The sequence below is a fragment of the Paraburkholderia lebeckiae genome, assembly GCF_050436225.1.
Lineage (GTDB): Bacteria > Pseudomonadota > Gammaproteobacteria > Burkholderiales > Burkholderiaceae > Paraburkholderia > Paraburkholderia tuberum.
The window spans coordinates 60,199-77,873 of sequence record NZ_JBNDLU010000001.1 but is presented as its reverse complement, the minus strand read 5'-3'; the positions used below and the strand labels follow the sequence as shown (position 1 = coordinate 77,873).

Genomic DNA, 17,675 nt, shown 5'->3' with positions numbered 1-17,675 from the left:
ACAAATTAAATGCTTAGCGGTTGTGGTTGTCAGTTGCCGGTCTTCAAGATCGCCAACTATGAGTATGGGTCGCGAATCAAGTCGATCGACTTTCATTTCGCACCCCTCGAAGATATGAAATCGACGTTGCCGTATCCTCATCGGCACGAGTTCTATCACATCGTCTGGGTCGTGTCGGGCAGCGGTCACCACATCATCGACTCGATTCGCTACGAGGTGCGGCCCAATACGCTGTTCTTCATGGCGCCAGGCCAGATCCACGACTTCGCGTTGTCCGAAGATACAGTCGGCCACGCGATCAGTTTCTCGTCCGAATTTTTCGCATTCAAGGTGCAGAACCGCCATTCGCAGACGGAAATTCCGGTCTACGATTTCGAGCGAATTCCGAACACGGTTTATATGAGCGACGCACAAGCTCAGGACCTTCATCGTGTGCTGGATGGAATCGATGCGGAATATCAGGGTGAAGAGGCAGGCTACGAGGACGTCATCTGGTCATATCTTCGCGTTCTGCTAATCAAGTCCGTGCGCCTGGGCGGCGACGCCGTGACCGACGTCAATTCGTCGCGTAGCGTGCTGTTGTCGCGACGCTTCAAAAGCCTGCTGGAAAAACATTTCACCACGGTCCACGACGTCGTTCGCTACGCACGCCTGCTGAACGTCACAGAACGCGCGCTGAACGATGCAACGCGCCAGGCGCTCGGCAGCACGGCGGCCAAGCTGATTCGCGAACGCGTGATGCTGGAAGCGAAGCGTCTGTTGCTGCATTCGGAGGTCAATGTGGCGGAGATCGCAACACAGCTTGCCTTCGACGACCCGGCCTACTTCAGCCGATGTTTCCGCAAGCACACGGGCCGCTCGCCAATCGACTTCCGCCGCAGCCTGGAGAAACTGAGCATTTGAAGCAGTGGGACGATAGACGTTCGGGTGCGACGTAGGAAAGTCCAATATAAGCCGCGCTTCGTCCTAACCGCTGGAACCGCCGCACTCCTAGAATTTGCGTGCCCCCGTCACTCGGGAAACGCGAAAGTCATCAGGAGACAAAGCCGTGAATGCTTCGTGCCAAGACCAGGGACTGTCCTCTGACCGGTCCGCCCTCTTCACCGATATCCTCGATCGCATTGCGACCAAAGTTGCAGACGACGAGCCGACGCTCGGCGTCGAATTCCCCCAGATCACAGCGCCCAATGGAAAGTGGGTCCTGCTTCCGGCGTCGCTGTCCGCAGGCTACCGCGGTTCGGCGTGGAGCCACGGCAATTGGTTTTGCGGGTTCTGGGTCGGACTTTTGCTGACGTCGTATTTGCACACCGGCAACGACAAATACCTCTCGTGGGCCCGCGAGCGCATGCGTCTCGTCGCACAGCGCGCGCAGGATCCTAACACGCACGACATCGGCTTTATCTTCGACAGCAGCGCCGTCCCCGGCTACGAAATCACCCGCGACTCGTGGTACGCGCAAATTGCGATGGAAGCCGCGGACAAACTGCGCGCGCGTCTTGTCACCACGCGCAGCGGCGCCTATCTCGCTTCCTGGGGCCCGCTTGACGATCCGCGCGGACGCAGCGCCTCGGCTATCGACACGATGGCTAATCTATCGTTGCTTTACTGGGCGGCGAACCATTCCGGGGACGGCAGTTATCGCCTCGCCGCCGAAGCGCACTCTGTCATGACCGCCAAGGCGTTTATCCGCCCCGACGATTCGACTTATCACGCGGTGGAGTATGACGTGACAACCGGTGCGCGCCAGCGCGGCTACACGTTTCAAGGCGCATTCGACGAATCGGCGTGGAGCCGGGGCCAGGCGTGGGCCGTCTATGGCTACGTGAACACGGCGCGTGAAACCGGCAAGCGCAACTGGCTAGACCTTGCCGGGCGGCTAGCGGCGTACTATCTGCGCCGGCTCGATGGACGTCCTGTGCCACCGTGGGATTTCGACGCCACTGGCGCGGACGCGGAAATCAAGGACACTGCCGCAGCAGCGGTGATGGCGTCAGCGCTGATCGAGATGGGCCGTCTGCATCCCGACCCTGCTGATGCGGTTCGCTGGCGCGAACACGGACTCGCGATGCTCGAAGCTCTATGTCGTAACGAGTTTGCCTACGAAGCTGCGCAGCGGGGACTTTTGAGGAATTCCTGCTATTCGAAGCCGCACAATGAAGGCGTCGATGGCGCGACGATGTTCGGCGATTTCTTCTTCGCGGAAGCACTGAGTCGCGTGATGCTGCCAGGCAGGCTTCGGCCGGCCGACCCGCAACGCGTATCGCTCGCTTGAAGCGTATCTCCCTCGCGGTTCCCAACTCTCGCTCGCCAGGCCGTACATGATATCGAACGATCTTCCGCATTTTGTACCTACTGACCTACCCGATGCCCTGCTTGTCGGACGCATCTGGCGAAACGCGCCGATAGACGGGCCGTCGGTCGTCGTTGTTCGTGCCGGTCAGGCCTTCGACATCACGGCGTCGGCGCCGACGACCTCCGATCTGTTCGAGCGCGTGGACCTCGTCGAGTTTGCGCATCACGTCGAGGGCGAGGCGCTCGGTCCCGTCGAGAACATTGGCCGCGCATTGCTGGCGCCGTGCGATCTTCAGGCCATCAAGGCATGCGGCGTGACCTTTGCCGTGAGCCTGCTCGAACGGGTCATTGAAGAACAGGCTAACGGCGACGCGACTCAAGCCGACACGGTCCGGGCGACGATCGCGCAACTGATCGGCACTGACCTCTCCAGGATTCGCCCCGGCACGGCAGCTGCCGACTGTCTGAAGCGGGAACTGGAACGGCGCGGCGCATGGTCGCAATATATGGAGGTCGGCATTGGGCCGGACGCAGAGGTGTTCACCAAGTCTCAACCGATGTCGGCGGTCGGCTACGGCGCGGACGTTGGGCTGCACCCGGCCTCCCGCTGGAACAATCCCGAGCCAGAAATTGTGCTGGCGGTAAACAGCCGCGGAACGATCGTCGGCGCAACCCTCGGCAACGACGTCAACCTCCGCGACATCGAAGGCCGCAGTGCGTTGCTGCTCGGCAAAGCGAAAGACAACAACGGCTCATGCGCGATCGGTCCTTTTATTCGGTTGTTCGATGAACGCTTCACCATGGACTCGGTGCGGGCGGCCAGCGTGTCGCTCAGGATAGAAGGCGCGGACGACGGATTTATTCTCGAAGGCGTGAGCCACATGCGCGAGATCAGCCGTGACCCAGAGGAACTTGTCGCCCAGACTGCCGGGCCGCATCACCAGTATCCAGACGGCTTCATGCTGTTCCTCGGCACGATGTTCTCTCCAATTGAAGACCGGCATGCTCCGGGCAGCGGCTTCACGCATCACCTCGGGGACAAGGTTACGATTGCAACACCGGAGCTCGGCGCACTTGTCAACACCGTGCAGTCGTCAACCGAAATCGCGCCCTGGCGATTCGGCGTACGCGCTCTTTACGAGACCGTTGCAAAACGGCGGGCGCTTACCCGCGCCATGGCGTAGGTAAGCGATGCGTAAATCCGGCGCTGAGCGCGATAAAAAAATTTCCGCGAGACCGGCGGTGACGGTCAGTCGAAGGCGGCCTGTCGCGTCACCCGGCTTGGAAAAGCTGATTCGAGCCGCAATTGTCAACTTGACGAGGGTTAGACCGCACGACGGCAGGTGTGACGACTGGTCCGAAAGCAGTCGATCGAAGTGGCGATGGGGGCTCTGTCAGGTTGATGCGGAAGACGCCGGTACAATGGGCGTTGTCACGTTAGCGCGCTGGTCAGCTAAGATGACGTGATGAAGAAGACGAAATCGCTCTACCACGGTCACCGGTTCCCGGCATCAGTCATCAGCTACGCGTTTCGGTGGTATTTCCGCTTTCAACTCAGCCTTCGCGACATCGAGGAGCTACTGTTCGAGCGCGGCGTGGTTGTCAGCCATGAATCGATCCGGCGGTCGACGGACAAGTTCGGCGCCAGTTTTGCGCATCAGGTCAGGACTGCCCGTCGCAAGCCGGGCAGCACATGGCATCTCGACGAAATGTTCGTGACGCTGCGCGGCGAGCCCTGGCTGCTGTGGCGTGCAGTCGATGAGCACGGCATTGAACTCGACATCCTGCTTCACAAGCGCCGCGACAAGGCCGCGGCCAAACGCTTCTTCAAACGGGTGTTGGCGGCCTGTCCTGCGGCGCCGAAGAAAATCGTCACTGACCAGTTGCGAAGCTACCCGGCCGCGAAAGCAGAGATCCCTGGGCTAGCGAATGTGAAGCACGTTTTCGTCAAGGCCTGCGCGCGCGTGAACAACCGCGCTGAAAACAGATCCTATGAAGCGTCCAAGTCGTCGACTGGCTAACGCCTAAAATCGGCGTACCGAGATTTGCTCACGGGAGAGCATCATGCGTACAGATCAGGGATGCACGCGTACTGAGGAACCGGCGCTGGCGGTGTCACTCGAACTCGCCGCGGCGAAGCGGAAGGTAGCGTTGCACGACGGGCAGCGGGAGCAGCCGGCAGTGTACGCCGTAGCGCAAACGCAAGCCCCCGCGCGCCTACAGGCCGTGCTGGAAGTGATCGAACAACAGAAGCTGAAGTGGTCGCTGCCCGCGGGCGTGCACCTTGTCGTGAGTTATGAAGCCGGCCAGGACGCGTTCTGGATCTATCGGGCGCTACGGGCACGCGGTATCGAGTGTCATGTGGTCGATCCAGCGAGCATTCCGGTCGAGCGCCACAAGCGGCGTGCCAAGACTGACCGGCTTGATGCAATGAGGCTGGTGATCAGCCTGCGCGCGTGGCTGCGTGGCGAGCGCGACCGCATGCACGTGGTGCACGAGCCGTCACCGCAGGACGAACGCTGCGGGGCACAGATCTTCTTCGTCGACGAATCGACGGTGCGATCGGACTGTCACAGCGGCACGACCTGGGCACCGGTCGGTCAAACACCAGTAGTCGAAGTCACTGGCGCGCGCTTCAAGGTGAACCTGATCTCAGCGATCAGCCCGCGTGGCCAACTTCGATTCATGTGTTTCGAAGGCAGCTTCAAGATCTCCGTGTACGTCGACTTCGTCAAACGACTGATGCTCACCGCCGATGCGCCTGTCTTCCTGATTGCCGATGGTCATCCGGTACATCGTTGCAAAGCGATCCGGCAGCTTGCCGCGGAATCGAATGGGCGCCTTTGTCTGTTCTTCCTTCCTGCTTACTCGCCAGACCTGAACCCGGACGAGTTGGTATGGGGTTATCTCAAACATCACAAGATCGGCAAGCTTGCCATCAAAGGTCCCGGGCATCTCAAGCAGCGTGTTCGATCGGTTCTGCGCTCGTTGCAGAAGATTCCAGCCCTGGTCCGATCCATGTTTCAACATCCGTCAGTCCGCTACGCGGCTTGACCCATGTCCGGTTACTTTGTTTCGGCTTAGTAACTCCGCAGGATCGGAGGGCCGGAGTGTCATACGGCTGCGGTCAAGCGATCGACCAGTTTGGAAGCCCTCCCGTGTTAGTGCCCAGGCGCTGCCGTCAGGACCACGTGCCTGAGCCTGTCCGGCTGCCGCGCCTCCGCGAACCGCGCAGAAGGCTTTCAGACGCTCATCCACACCCGGGATGGCGGAACGAAGCGTATCGGTTGGGGCGCGAAGTCGCTCGAGCTGCGCGCTACGTTGAGCCTCGCGCGCCTGTGGCAAGCACAAGGCAAGAGTGAGGCGGCACGCCAGCGGCTGGCCAGATTCTGTGGCGCTTTCGCGGAAGGCTTCGATTCCACCGACTTGCGAGAGGCGAAGGCGCTGCTCGAAGAGCTACGATCTGTCTCGCGCAATCGCCACGGTGCAAGCCGGGGGCCCTCGTCTCAGAATTTCGTCCGCATTCCCGCCAGTCCGTACACTTGCGTTCTCGTGCTGGAAGGCGACAGCGAATAGATCTGTGCGAACTTTGCATCACCGGCCGCGTGCTGGTAGATGCCGACGAGAAAGAGGTCGGTCCGCTTGCTCAGGAAATAGTCGAGTCCGACATTGACCTGGTGCCATTTCGGGTCGACAAGTTGCGGGTGATAGCTGCCTGATGTGTAGATGTAGGCTGCGCCAGCGAGCAAATCGGGTAGCACATAATCCACCAGCGAGACCTCGAAGTTGTTCAGGTCGACCCTGGACGTATCGAGGTAGTCGAAGCGCGACTTCGTATAGAGCACGGACGCGCTTGCCGCGCCGAACTTATAGGCCCCGCCTGCGCCGAACATCCACTGTTTGGCGACGCCTGCGCCGGTCGCAGGATTAGTGATGAATGGCGAACTGAAGCCGTAGTCGCCCGAAACAGCCCCGCCGGTGTTATTCGGATCGTTCGGCATTGTGACCTGGTTATAGGCCGCGCCAAGCGACAGACCGCCGTTGCGGTATGTCACGCCAGCGCTGTAGCTGCTGTTGTCGGAGAACCCGTCGGCTTTGTTCGAAAAGCCGTAAAGCGCGGCGACTTGCAACCCGCGATAATCGAGGCTCTTGAACTGGACAGCGTTGTTGACGCGAAACGTGTTGAACACGTTGTCGTTGTCGCCGATATGCGTGCCGTAGGCGGCGAACTGGCACGCCGACTCATAGGCACAGAGCGTTGCGGCGCCGAGGTCGTATTGCCGCCCGACGGTGATCGTGCCGATACGATCGGACGACAAGCCGACGAACGCCTGCCGGCCGAACATGCGCCCGCCCTGCGAAAGCGATCCATTGGTGATGCTGAAGCCGCTCTCCAGCGTGAAGATGGCATGCAGCCCACCGCCGAGGTCCTCGGTTCCCTTCAGTCCGAAGCGTGGCGGCTGCATCGGGCCGTTCGCCACGAACCATGAAGAGCCACCTTTCTGATTATTCGCATAGGCGATAGCCGTCGAGATCAAGCCGTAGAGGGTCACGCTGCTCTGGGCACTCGCCAGTCCGGCGAAGCTCAGCAGGTACGACGCAACAAGAAGATTAGCCAATTTAGATTTCACGTGTCTGTCTCCGTTCAATTTATTTAGTATTACTAACCACTGTCTTTATGCCGACGCATTCACATTCCGCCTCGTTCTGAACGAGCCGATGACGCCCCCTGCGGTCTATGGCCATCCGGCGCGACATCTATCGTTCAGTGCGGTTCGCGCGTGCCGGCTTCCGCGCAATTCGTCATTGCCTCAATTGTTTGGCGTGGGCGTTACCGCCCCCCTTGCGGCGCACTTCCTAGCCCTCCTTGGCAAGAACGTCATGCATCCTTCGGCAAGCCGCTAAGGGTCAAGAGCGAGACCCTACAGTGTCATCACAGTGGCCGTTTGGAAGTTCGGCCCTTTGGTAGCTATTAGAGCCTATCAGTGGCCATAAGTAAATTGCAATTCACTTTTGGTTTACCCGAACTGTGCTTCCAGTAACGACTGCGAGTTTGTGCTGCGCAGACGCGAAGAATCGGGGGTGAACCGTTAGACACCGCTGCCCGTCCCAATACACGAAGCGCAACGATAGGGGTCAGTCGAGGTTGAGTTGAGCCACGAAAGACGGACTCTGCTCTTGGATGAGGGAAATGTCGGCACGGGCAAGCATCGAAAGCCTCATGCGACGGATCTCCACGCGGAGATGTGGAGTTCGCGAAGACTGGGCGCACGCCCGGACATTTGATGCGCGAGTTCTCGAGCCGACGGCACAGAGGATCACCAACTGGGTGGCGCAGCCGGACCCCGAAACATCCATGCGCTGAACGCGACTTCGCGCGTCGCCCCTGGCCCCCATGCTTCTCGAGGCCTCAACCACTGCACAAGATTCGCCGGCTCAGCTGCGCTCCGATTTTGCACGACGCCGTACCGGATCGCGGCCGGGTTCCTTGTCTGCGGGAGACGCGGCTGTTGTCTCAGCGGGGCCTCCTCTCACACCGTTCAGGACCAGTCGAGTCAGTACCTCAATAGCGGCCCCGTCATCGATCAGCCGATCTGGAAAGTCACCGGCGCGCGCAGTCCAGTTGTAGCCGGTGTATTCGAGCATCGAACACAGTGCCGAAGCAATCAGTTCGCTATCGAGCCCGGGGCAATAGCCTTCCTTTTGGAGGAGCTTGATCACGCTTGACATGCCTCGTATGCCCTGTTGCCTCACACCATGCCATGCACGAGCGAACTCACGATCCGCCATCGACATCTGAAATGCTGCAGTTGCCACAGGCCAATCATCGCGATAGATCTTCCAGAACGCTCCTAACCGCTCTTTCAGGTGTTCGAGCGGGTCCCCACGCGTGCTCAAGGGGCGGTTTACTTCCGCCTTGAGGCGCGTGCGAAATTCGTCAAGCAGCTCGTGTAGCAGTGCTTCCTTGCTTGGATAGTATTTGTAGAATGCACCCGGCGAGCGGTTGGCACTCGCCATGATGTCGGCAATTTTCGCATTCGAAAACCCATCTGCTGCCAACGCGCGTTTCGCCGCAAGCTTGATCGCTTCTCGCGTCGTATTGCCTTTCGGTGTGCGCCGGGTCGCCGGCTCGATGAGTTCGTCCATAACGAGAACAATCGTCCATTAGTCTGGCCGGCACTTGGCCGGAACATTCATCAATTGCGGCTTCCCGCTGCCCAACGGCTTTTCGACATCACTCAGTCTCAAGGAATCCAGTTCACGCCTAGGCGCCCGCCCCCTCCAGATTCAACCCCCGAGTGGGTGTCAAAACACCGCCTGAGCCGCATGGACCGGAATTTCCGCTGAGGTCCCCGGGAGGCGTAATTGTAATTCAGATTCACTTTTTCCGGCATCGAAATCCTACAGACCCTTTCGGCCATGCCGAGAGCGTCCAGCCACCACTGGCGGGGCAACGGGGGGATGAGCACCGCAGAATTTATTGTTCACTTTTGCAGGTGGGGTGCTTGGAGTCGTTAGGTCGGGAAAGCCGGATGCGCAGGCCATCGAAAGTGGCGGCGTCCAGAAATTCGGCCGCCCGCGCGCGCGAGGTCGTCATGCGCGGGGCCGACTTCCCGGCGGCCGCAACGCCCATGACCCCCACCGCGTGGGCCAGCGGCCCACTGACCTCATTGCCTTGCGCTGCCCTCGAGCACCAAAATCAGACGTCGTGGGATTGCAGCCATTGCACGTAATCAGCAACCCCGGTCGCAACCGACCATCGTGGTTCATAGCCGAGCGCACGCACGCGCGTTATGTCCAAATAGCGTTGGTCGCTCGAAGGCCCATGAGGGTGCAGCGGCAACGGCGGTATCGCGCCTGGGAACAGCGCGTTGACTGCGTCAGCGAATTCATCCAGCCGCGTGGTTTTGCCACTGCCCACGTTGTAGACCTTGTGCTCCGGGGCAATCGCCTGGTGGACCAGCGCCATGCCGTATGCGTGGTCCTTGACATAGTTGAAGTCCCAAGCCATGTCCGCGCATGGCAAGCGCCCTTTGTCTGAGGTCAGATCCATGGCGACGCCGCGCACGGCGGCATGAACCATCCGCGCGACGACATTGATCATCTTGTTATAGAGCGGCCCGTATGTGCCGTCGATTCTCACGATTCGGATGTCGAGTTCCGTCTGGCGCTGAAAGATGGCGGCGATCGCCTCGAGCAACTTCTTGGGGCCGGCCTGAATGTAGTGATGGTCCTTCTGCTCAGTGATGGCGATCGGGCCTGCCTCGCTATACGGATAGTATTTTGAGTCCAGGCCCCAGTAGATGTCGCTGGAACTGGTGATCGTAAGTTGTCCGACATTCATGATTCGACAGGCTTCGATCACATTGAGCGCACAAGCCGTTCGTAAATGCACTTCACGCGCCGGCGACATCGATTTTGGGGCATACCCCGACGCATCGAATACCTTATCCGGCTTGATACGGGCAATCGCATCGAAGACGTCATAGCTGACCGTCAAATCAATTCGTTCCTGCTGCGGGGCTTCTCCGAAAAACTCCCCGAGTTCCGCAGGCGAGCGTTCAGCTCTGGCACCTGCAATCACAATCTCTTCGCCCCTCGCGGCAAGCTCGCGCGCGACATGCATCCCTATGAAGCCAGTACCGCCCAAGACAAGCGTTTTCATTCAGGACTTCCTTTTATCCGTTTTTCAGGAGAGCACGAACCCGCGGTATCCGGCATCGGCCACCTCGTTCAGAATCTTGCGGTAAGCCGGTACCCCGCCCACGTAGGGCATGAAGATTCGAGGCTTGCCGGGGATATTGGCGCCGACGTACCACGAATTGCCGCGTGGGTAGAGGGTGCGATCGGCCACCTCGTTGACATGGTGAACCCACTCGTTCTCCGCCTCGAGGTCGCAAGCGACGTAGGCCCTTTTGGTCTCACGCGCGTGCTGAATGAGCCGAGTGACCCAATCGACGTGCTCTTCGATGGAGTGCACGACGTTGCTGAGCACCGATGGGCTGCCGGGCCCCGCGATGATGAACATGTTCGGAAAGCCCGCGCACGATACGCCCAGGTAGGTGCGTGGACCGTGCTGCCACCTTTCCCCCAGCGTCACGCCTCCGACTCCGCGGATGTCGATGGCACGCAGCGCACCCGTCATGGCGTCGAAACCGGTCGCGAACACGAGGATGTCCAGCTCATACACTTGGGCGCTCGTGCGCAGCCCACGCGGGGTCACTTCCTCGATCGGCGCAGCCTTCACGTCGACCAGCGTCACGTTGGGGCGGTTGAATGTTTCGTAGTAGCCGGAGTCCACACAAAGGCGCTTCGTGCCGAAGCGCAGCTCCTTCTTGGGGCAAAGCAGCTCGGCCACCTTCGGATCGCGCACGATCGCACGGATCTTGGAGCGTACGAAGTCGGAGACATACTCGTTGGCTTTTTCATTGACCAGCAGGTCATTGAATGCGCGGAGCATCCGGAATCCACCACCGGCACCGCGCCAGCGGAACTCGAACTCGCGCAGCCGCTCCTCTTCTGAAACCTCGAGGGCCGATTTGTCGACTGCCTCCAGATACAGGCCGTTGTTGGCGTCTCTCGCGCGGGCCCGCCGCTCACGGTAGTGGGCCTTGGCATGGCGGACGGCCTCATCGTCGAGCGGCTCGTTCTGCGCCGGCACGCTGAAGTTGGCGGTGCGCTGGAAGACTGTCAAATGGTCGGCCTGCTCCGCGATCAACGGAATCATCTGCACACCGCTAGAACCGGTGCCTATCACCCCTACCCGCTTGCCAGCGAAATCCACGCCCTGTTTCGGCCAATCGGCGCTGTGATACCAGGTGCCGGCGAAGCTGTGCAGGCCCTTGAAATTCGGGGCTTGCGCGATCGAAAGGCATCCAGTGGCCATAACACAGAACTGCGCGTCGAATGACTCGCCCGCGTCTGTCTCCAGGGTCCATCGCTTTGCCCGTTCGTCAAATACTGCCCGCGTCACACGCGTGCGAAACTGGATGTCCCGCCGCAGGTCGAATCGCTCGGCGACGTGGCGGATGTAACGCAAAATTTCCGGCTGTGTCGCGTAGCGCTCGCTCCAGGTCCATTCCTGTTCGAGCTCCTTGTCGAAGGAAAATGAGTAGTCGAGGCTTTCTACGTCGCACCGCGCGCCGGGGTAGCGGTTCCAGTACCAGGTGCCGCCGACGTCCTCGCCGGCCTCGATCACGCGGGCAGTCAGGCCCGCCTTGCGGGCGCGGTGCAACTGGTAGAGGCCGGCGAAGCCGGCCCCGACGATGACGACATCAAGCGACTTTTGTTGATTTGATGCATTCATTCCGGGGTCTTCCGATTCAGGTTGACAAAGCAGTAGCGCGCTGCGATCGCACCGCAGGAGCATCGGGCGTTCGATGCAGCCCGCGCGCGCGGTGATATCTTCGAGCAGCCCTCCCCACGCGGTGCCTAAACACCTGCCCTGAAATCCTCCGATTTCCGTGCACGGTGATGGGTCCAGCGTGGCCCATGAAACGTATTACAATGCATGGCGCACAAAAAGTAAATCTAGATTCATTTATCGGAAACCCTTATTTGAAGTGATGGTAGCTTCGTTGAACAGGCGCTTGGTTAGCCGACCCTGCCGCCCCTTCACCGCGGGAGAGTCGCGGCCATGCGTGCAGACCAAAGCGAGAGGCGATCAAGCAGCGCGCCATGCGCGCGACATCGATGGCTTTGCCGCCGCGAAGGCCGCGGACGTCATGGCGCAGGCGGATTCAACTCCCGGTGGTCCTACTATTTCAAGATGAAGGAGTCGATCAGCAATGCGTCATACGCCGCAGCCAACTAAGGTCTGAGGACAAGTAACTTCGGTGGGAGAGATTCCGTCCGATGCGGTTTTCGGCTAACCGGCTCTGCTCTTTTCAGCGGCAAGCCATGCTTCCCGCAGTTGGTTCTTTTGAACTTTGCCGATACTTGAGAGTGGTAACGGCTCGCTGCGGATGTCGTAGCTGCGTGGAACCTTGTAGCCGGCAATCTGCGCCCGGCAATGTGCGTCCAGTTCTGAGATGCTCAAACTCGCGCCAGGTTTCGGAACAACCGCGGCATGCACCCGATCTCCCCAGCGCTCATCGGGCAGACCCAAGACTGCGCAGGCGTCTACCGAAGGGTGCGAAGCCAACGCGTTCTCGACTTCGGCGCAATAGATGTTCTCGCCACCACTGATGATCATGTCCTTTATCCGATCGACGATGTACAGAAAACCGTCCTCGTCTAGATAGCCCGCATCACCGGAATAGAGCCAACCGTCAACGAGCGTCTGGGCGGTCTTCTCGGGCGCCTTCCAATAACCGCGCATGATAGCCGGGCCGCGCAGCAGGATCTCCGCCGCTTCACCCGGTTTGCATGGGCGAGATTGATCGCTCCCAATACGGATCTCAAAGCCGGGCAACGCCTGCCCTGCCGATTTCAGCTTTCCCGCCTTGGGGCCGCTCAAGACATGCCGGTCGGGGGGCAAGCTACAAATGCCTCCGCATGCCTCGGTCATTCCATAGAACTGGTTGATCCGCGCATTGGGAAAGGCCTGCAGCATTCGAGCAAGCAACGCCTGCGATATCGGAGCAGCACCGTACTGGATCGAGCGAATTCGCGATAGAAGCTCGTCATCGCGCTCGGGCCCGTCCAGGACCATCGCAACCATCGTTGGGACGAGCTGAACGTGCGTGACACCATCGTCGCGCAGGCGCCGATAGAAAACCTCCGGCTTGAATTGCGCTATGAAGCTGTGCGTGCCGCCGCCAAGCGTCACAGCCAGCCCATTTGCAAGGTCTCCCAAATGGAACATCGGCGTCGAATGGAGATAGACCGTGTCCTGGTTGTACTCGAGTTCGCGATGCAGGCTCATCGCGGCGAAGCTGAAGTTCAGGTGCGTCAACTCCACTCCCTTGGGTAGTCCGGTCGTCCCCCCTGTGTAGCAGATCCCGGCTAGCGAATTGAGGTCACCGCAAGCATCCTCAACACGCGGGTGCTCGATCATCGCCGCATACCGCGCGTCGTCGAAGCGGATGAATTCCTTTAGAGACGGCAGAACCTCAGCCATCCGCGCTCCGAACTCCTCGAACGACTCGTCACTGAACAGCAGCACGGAATCGGAGTGCTCCACGATGTGACGAAGCTCCCCGAAGGCCAAACGCGTGTTGAGGGGAACAATCACTCCACCCGCCCACCAGATCGCCATCAGGAGTTCAAAATAGCGAGGCGAATTCCTCGCCAGCGTGGCTACCCGGTCACCACGCTCGAGCCCCGCAGATTGCAGGGCGCCAGCCAGCGCTGAGACTCGTCCCAACAGCTCGGGCCAGGTGCGCCGTTCGTCACCACTGGAAATGGCCAGCCCTTTTGGACAAATGCTCGCCGCTCTGCGCAGCGCTGCCGTCGACATCATAAATGGCGCTCCATGGTCGTAAAAACTGAAGATTCAGTCGAACAGGCGAACTCGGGTTTCATGGCCGAAGCCCCGCCGCACATCCGAAGCCGAAAAGGTGGTTTGCCGCAAGCTTGTCCGCTTCCACAGCGAATTGTCTCACCATCCATCCTTAAAAGTAAATCGTGAATTACCGTGGAAAACCCTATCACATTGATGCCGTTTCTTCGTTGCACCGGCCAAGATTTGCGTGTAAATTCTGATTTACTTTAAACAACCATTCTTCAGCGTCATGACCCGCCCGCCGAACACACTAAACGATTTGATTTCTCGTCGACACACCTGCAGAGCCTTTCTGCCGATTCCCGTCGCGCGCAGCACCATCGAGTCCATTCTGGAGGCCGCGCAGCGAACACCTTCGTGGGGCAACGTGCAGCCCTGGCAGGTGACCATCGTTTCGGGTGACGCCGCCGATACATTCCGAGAGGCGTACACCCGCTTCGCTCAGAAAAACGAACCGATTGCGCCCGACTTTGAATTTCCGCAGTCCTATGAAGGTGTCTTGAAAGATCGCCGTCGGGAATGCGGCTGGCGGCTCTATGAAAGCGTGGGCGTCAAAAAGGGCGATCGCGAAGGTTCGGCGCGTCAAACGCTGGAGAACTTCCGTTTTTTTGGCGCTCCACACGTGGCGATCATCACGACCCACCGTTGTCTCGGCACGTACGGTGCCGTCGACGCCGGCGCCTACCTGGCGAACTTCATCCTTGCGGCACAGGATCTTGGAGTAGCCTCTGCGCCGCAAGCAGCCTTGGCCTCGTATCCACAGTTCATACGTTCCCATCTGGGTATTTCCGACGATCGAAATGTGGTGGCAGGCATCTCTTTCGGGTACGAAGACACCGCTCACGCAGCGAACAATTTCAGGACGGGACGTGCTCCGCTCGACGAAGTGGTGACCTGGATCGATTGACGCCGGAGAAAGCGAGAAGCTGCCCCTGCGCGCCGATATCGGCCGTTCCGAACAGCGACCGCATGAACACGAACTCCGATGCGTCGAGACGCTTTTGGGCATGAGGGGATTGACGTCCAGCACCGCTGGGGCGTCGAACAACGCAAAGCGGCGCTGCGGCGCGATCCATTCCACGATGTCGGCGAGGTGCGCATAGGTGTTCGTCGTGCAGAACACGAGAGCCGGTGGCGCATTGAGCGACAGCGCCTCGACCCCTGGCCGGTGATGCCGAATGATCGACGACAAGATGTGCGCCGAGCGACCGAACCCACTCGATCGTCTCGGGCCGCGAGGCGGTGGCGATGACGGTGATATCGGTCAGGACGCGTGCAAGTTGGACGGCGATTGAGCCGACGCCACCTGCGCCGCCGACGATGAGGAGCGCCCGGGGCCGCACCGGGCACACTCCCATTCACGTCTAGCCGATCGAACAGTGCTCCCAAGTCAACTGGCCTCCCCGCTCTCCAAGCACGTTGTCTCGCTCCATGATTCTGGATAACGGGCGGCACCGCGATCAGCGGGGGACTTGCCCGCCATCGACGGTGAAGGTCTGCCCCGTGATGAACGACGCTTGGGACGAGCTGAGGAAAAGCACCATGCCAGACATTTCCTCAGGCTCCGCTGGGCGGGCGAGCGGGATGGTCTGCAACAATCTTCGACTGAAATCAGCGTCTTCCAACCAACCCTTGGTCATGGCAGTGGCGACCAGGCCAGGAGCGATGGCATTCACGCGGATGCCCTGAGTGGCATAGTCGAGCGCGGCTGCCTTTGTAAGACCGATCACGCCATGCTTGGCGGCGACGTAGGAAGACGTGTTCCGGCCTGCGATCAGCCCGGCCACTGAGGCCGTGTTGACGATCGAGCCGCCCCCCGCCGTCAGCATGTGCGAGATCTGATACTTCAGGCAGAGAAACACGCCGCGCAAGTCGATCGAGATGACCTTGTCGAAGTCCGCGACCGACATTTCGGCGAGGGGGGTGGCTGTCGGCAGGATGCCGGCGTTGTTGAACGCGCAGTCGAGGCGGCCGTAGGTATCGACCGTGGCCTTGACGAGGGCTTCGACCGAAGCAGGATCGCTTACGTCGGTCCGCACGAACAAGGCCTCGCCGCCAGCCCGCTTGATCTGCGCAACGGTTTCCGTCGCGCCCTCGTTGACGTCTCCGATCACGACCTTCGCGCCTTGGCCGGCGAACGCTTTCGCGGTCGCTTGTCCGATCCCGGTAGCGCCGCCGGTGATCAGCACAACTTTATCCGTGTAGTCCAAAAGGTTGGGCATTTCCTTCATCCATAGGAAAGTATGAAGTCCGAATAACGAAGAGGACGGGTTCGAAGAATGTTCCCGTCCTCGAACTCACCGTCAGACCAATTCGGCGAGCGCTGCCGCGTCGAACCCTTTCAGCGCGCCGTATTGGCCGTGTTCAACCTTTTTGACCCAGCTTGGGTCGTGGAGAATGGCCCTGCCAACGGCGATCAGATCGAACTCGTCGCGTTCCATTCGCTCGACGAGACGGTCCAGGCTCGCAGGGGTCGATCCCTCGCCGGAAAAGGCGGTGGCGAAATCCTTTTCAAGCCCGACCGATCCGACGCTGATCGTCGCGGCACCCGTCACCTTCTTGGCCCAGCCGGCAAAATTTAGCCCGTTTTCGCCATCGATCTCAGGAAACTCGGGTTCCCAGAAGCGTCGCTGCGAGCAGTGCAGGACATCGACCCCGGCTTCAACCAGCGGCAGTAGCCAGTCCTCCATGATCGCCGGGGTCTCGGCGACCCGCACGCTCAAATCCTGCTGCTTCCACTGACTGAACCGCATGATGATCGGGAAATCCGGACCGACGGCGTCGCGCACGGCAGCGACAATCTCACTTGCGAAGCGGGACCGCTCCTTGACCGTCGGCCCGCCATAGCGATCGGTCGCTGGTTGGTCCCCGGCCAAAAAAACTGGTCGATCAGATAGCCATGGGCGCCATGGATCTCTGCCGCGTCGAAGCCGAGCGCTTTGGCATCTCTTGCCGCGTTGGCGAAGGCGGCAACCGTATCCGCGATGTCCTCTTCGGTCATAGCCACGCCGCGAGGATCGCCGGGCGCGACTAGCCCGGATGGGCTCTCGACCGGCGCATCAGGCTCCCAGTTGTTGATGTAACGGGTGGAACCGGTGTGCCAGATCTGAGGCGCCATACGTCCGCCTGCGTCGTGGACGGCATCGATCACATCTTTCCAACCGGCTAGCGCGGCCTCGCCATGAAACAACGGAATGCCGCCGTCGTTGCGTGATGCAGGACGGTCAACGACCGTCCCTTCGGACAGAATAAGCCCCACGCGCCCTTCCGCGCGGCGCCGGTAATAGGCGACATTCGCGTCGCCAGGCACGCCCTCGGGGGCAAAGAGCCGCGTCATCGGGGCCATGACGATCCGGTTCTTCAGGTTGAGCGAGCGGATTGAGAAGGGACGAAACAGGGTGCTGGTATCGGGGTGAGACATTGAACAGGCTCCGTTGCAAACAAAGGCATCATGGTATATGTTTGATACCTGCCGTCAATCAGGCACCTGAAGTCGCCCAGGTGTATCGAAGGAAACCACCATGCCCGTTCCCGAACTGAAATGCTTTTCGTCTGACTGTCCCAGCCGCGCACTCTTCGACCAGATCGCGGACAAGTGGTCGATGATGGTGCTGGCCGTGCTGGACGACGGGCCGCAGCGTTTCAACGCCATCCGGCGGCGCCTAGAAGGCGTCACGCAGAAGGCGCTCACCCAGAGTCTTCGCCGGCTCGAGCGCAACGGCCTGGTCTCGAGGACAGTCGTTTCGCTGTCTCCGGTGGCGGTGCAATATCAGATCACGCCACTTGGGCGCACGTTGCAGCCGCCATTGCGGGCACTGCATGAGTGGACGCTCACCAAGTTTTCCGAGGTCGAGGCCGCGCGCCAGGCATTCGACGCGGCGGCGGGCGGAAGCGCGTTGGCGGAAGGATCAGAACATCGGCAGTTTGCTTGATGCGC

The 17,675-nt window shown here is 60.3% G+C and carries 11 protein-coding genes and 3 pseudogenes; 7 read left to right on the top strand and 7 right to left on the bottom strand.

Annotated elements, in window-relative coordinates; all coding sequences use genetic code 11:
- Nucleotides 1–9: 9 nt before the first annotated feature.
- The 5 genes and pseudogenes from OKW45_RS00310 to OKW45_RS00290 form a co-directional block, all read left to right on the top strand.
- Nucleotides 10–903, top strand: coding sequence for a helix-turn-helix domain-containing protein (locus OKW45_RS00310; RefSeq protein ID WP_429465146.1), 894 nt, complete (start codon nucleotides 10–12; stop codon nucleotides 901–903).
- Nucleotides 904–1,048: 145 nt separating this feature from the next.
- Nucleotides 1,049–2,272, top strand: coding sequence for a glycoside hydrolase family protein (locus tag OKW45_RS00305; protein ID WP_018424293.1), 1,224 nt, complete (start codon nucleotides 1,049–1,051; stop codon nucleotides 2,270–2,272).
- Nucleotides 2,273–2,318: 46 nt separating this feature from the next.
- On the top strand, nucleotides 2,319–3,476 hold the full coding sequence (locus OKW45_RS00300; RefSeq protein ID WP_429465144.1) for a fumarylacetoacetate hydrolase family protein: 1,158 nt from the start codon (nucleotides 2,319–2,321) through the stop codon (nucleotides 3,474–3,476).
- Between the two features lie 282 nt (nucleotides 3,477–3,758).
- Nucleotides 3,759–4,277, top strand: a pseudogene (locus OKW45_RS00295) (IS6 family transposase); the annotation flags it as partial.
- Nucleotides 4,278–4,356: 79 nt separating this feature from the next.
- Nucleotides 4,357–5,271, top strand: a pseudogene (locus OKW45_RS00290) (IS630 family transposase); the annotation flags it as partial.
- A 527-nt stretch (nucleotides 5,272–5,798) separates the two neighbouring features.
- Here the strand turns inward: OKW45_RS00290 and OKW45_RS00285 are convergent.
- The 5 genes from OKW45_RS00285 to OKW45_RS00265 form a co-directional block, all read right to left on the bottom strand.
- Nucleotides 5,799–6,923 (bottom strand): porin, encoded by a 1,125-nt coding sequence (locus OKW45_RS00285; RefSeq protein ID WP_026226498.1) that lies wholly within the window; start codon nucleotides 6,921–6,923, stop codon nucleotides 5,799–5,801.
- Nucleotides 6,924–7,728: 805 nt separating this feature from the next.
- On the bottom strand, nucleotides 7,729–8,439 hold the full coding sequence (locus tag OKW45_RS00280) for a TetR/AcrR family transcriptional regulator (protein WP_018424289.1): 711 nt from the start codon (nucleotides 8,437–8,439) through the stop codon (nucleotides 7,729–7,731).
- 553 nt (nucleotides 8,440–8,992) lie between these two features.
- A complete protein-coding gene (locus tag OKW45_RS00275) occupies nucleotides 8,993–9,958 on the bottom strand; it encodes an NAD-dependent epimerase/dehydratase family protein (RefSeq protein WP_018424287.1) in 966 nt (321 codons plus the stop codon).
- A gap of 24 nt (nucleotides 9,959–9,982) precedes the next feature.
- Nucleotides 9,983–11,599 carry a flavin-containing monooxygenase gene (locus tag OKW45_RS00270; RefSeq protein WP_429465142.1) on the bottom strand — a complete coding sequence of 539 codons (1,617 nt, stop codon included), beginning with the start codon at nucleotides 11,597–11,599 and terminating at the stop codon, nucleotides 9,983–9,985.
- A gap of 561 nt (nucleotides 11,600–12,160) precedes the next feature.
- A complete protein-coding gene (locus OKW45_RS00265) occupies nucleotides 12,161–13,696 on the bottom strand; it encodes a class I adenylate-forming enzyme family protein (RefSeq protein ID WP_429465140.1) in 1,536 nt (511 codons plus the stop codon).
- A gap of 271 nt (nucleotides 13,697–13,967) precedes the next feature.
- Between OKW45_RS00265 and OKW45_RS00260 the strand changes: the two genes are divergently transcribed.
- Entirely contained in the window at nucleotides 13,968–14,645 is a 678-nt protein-coding gene (locus OKW45_RS00260) for a nitroreductase (RefSeq protein ID WP_026226497.1), read from the top strand.
- 553 nt (nucleotides 14,646–15,198) lie between these two features.
- Here the strand turns inward: OKW45_RS00260 and OKW45_RS00255 are convergent.
- Nucleotides 15,199–15,960, bottom strand: a complete 762-nt coding sequence (locus OKW45_RS00255) for an SDR family NAD(P)-dependent oxidoreductase (RefSeq protein ID WP_018424282.1) — start codon at nucleotides 15,958–15,960, stop codon at nucleotides 15,199–15,201.
- An 81-nt stretch (nucleotides 15,961–16,041) separates the two neighbouring features.
- Nucleotides 16,042–17,075: pseudogene (locus OKW45_RS00250) on the bottom strand (NADH:flavin oxidoreductase).
- Nucleotides 17,076–17,259: 184 nt separating this feature from the next.
- Between OKW45_RS00250 and OKW45_RS00245 the strand changes: the two are divergent.
- Nucleotides 17,260–17,670: a winged helix-turn-helix transcriptional regulator gene (locus tag OKW45_RS00245; RefSeq protein WP_429465138.1), complete on the top strand. Its 411-nt coding sequence runs from the start codon at nucleotides 17,260–17,262 to the stop codon at nucleotides 17,668–17,670.
- Nucleotides 17,671–17,675 lie beyond the last annotated feature (5 nt).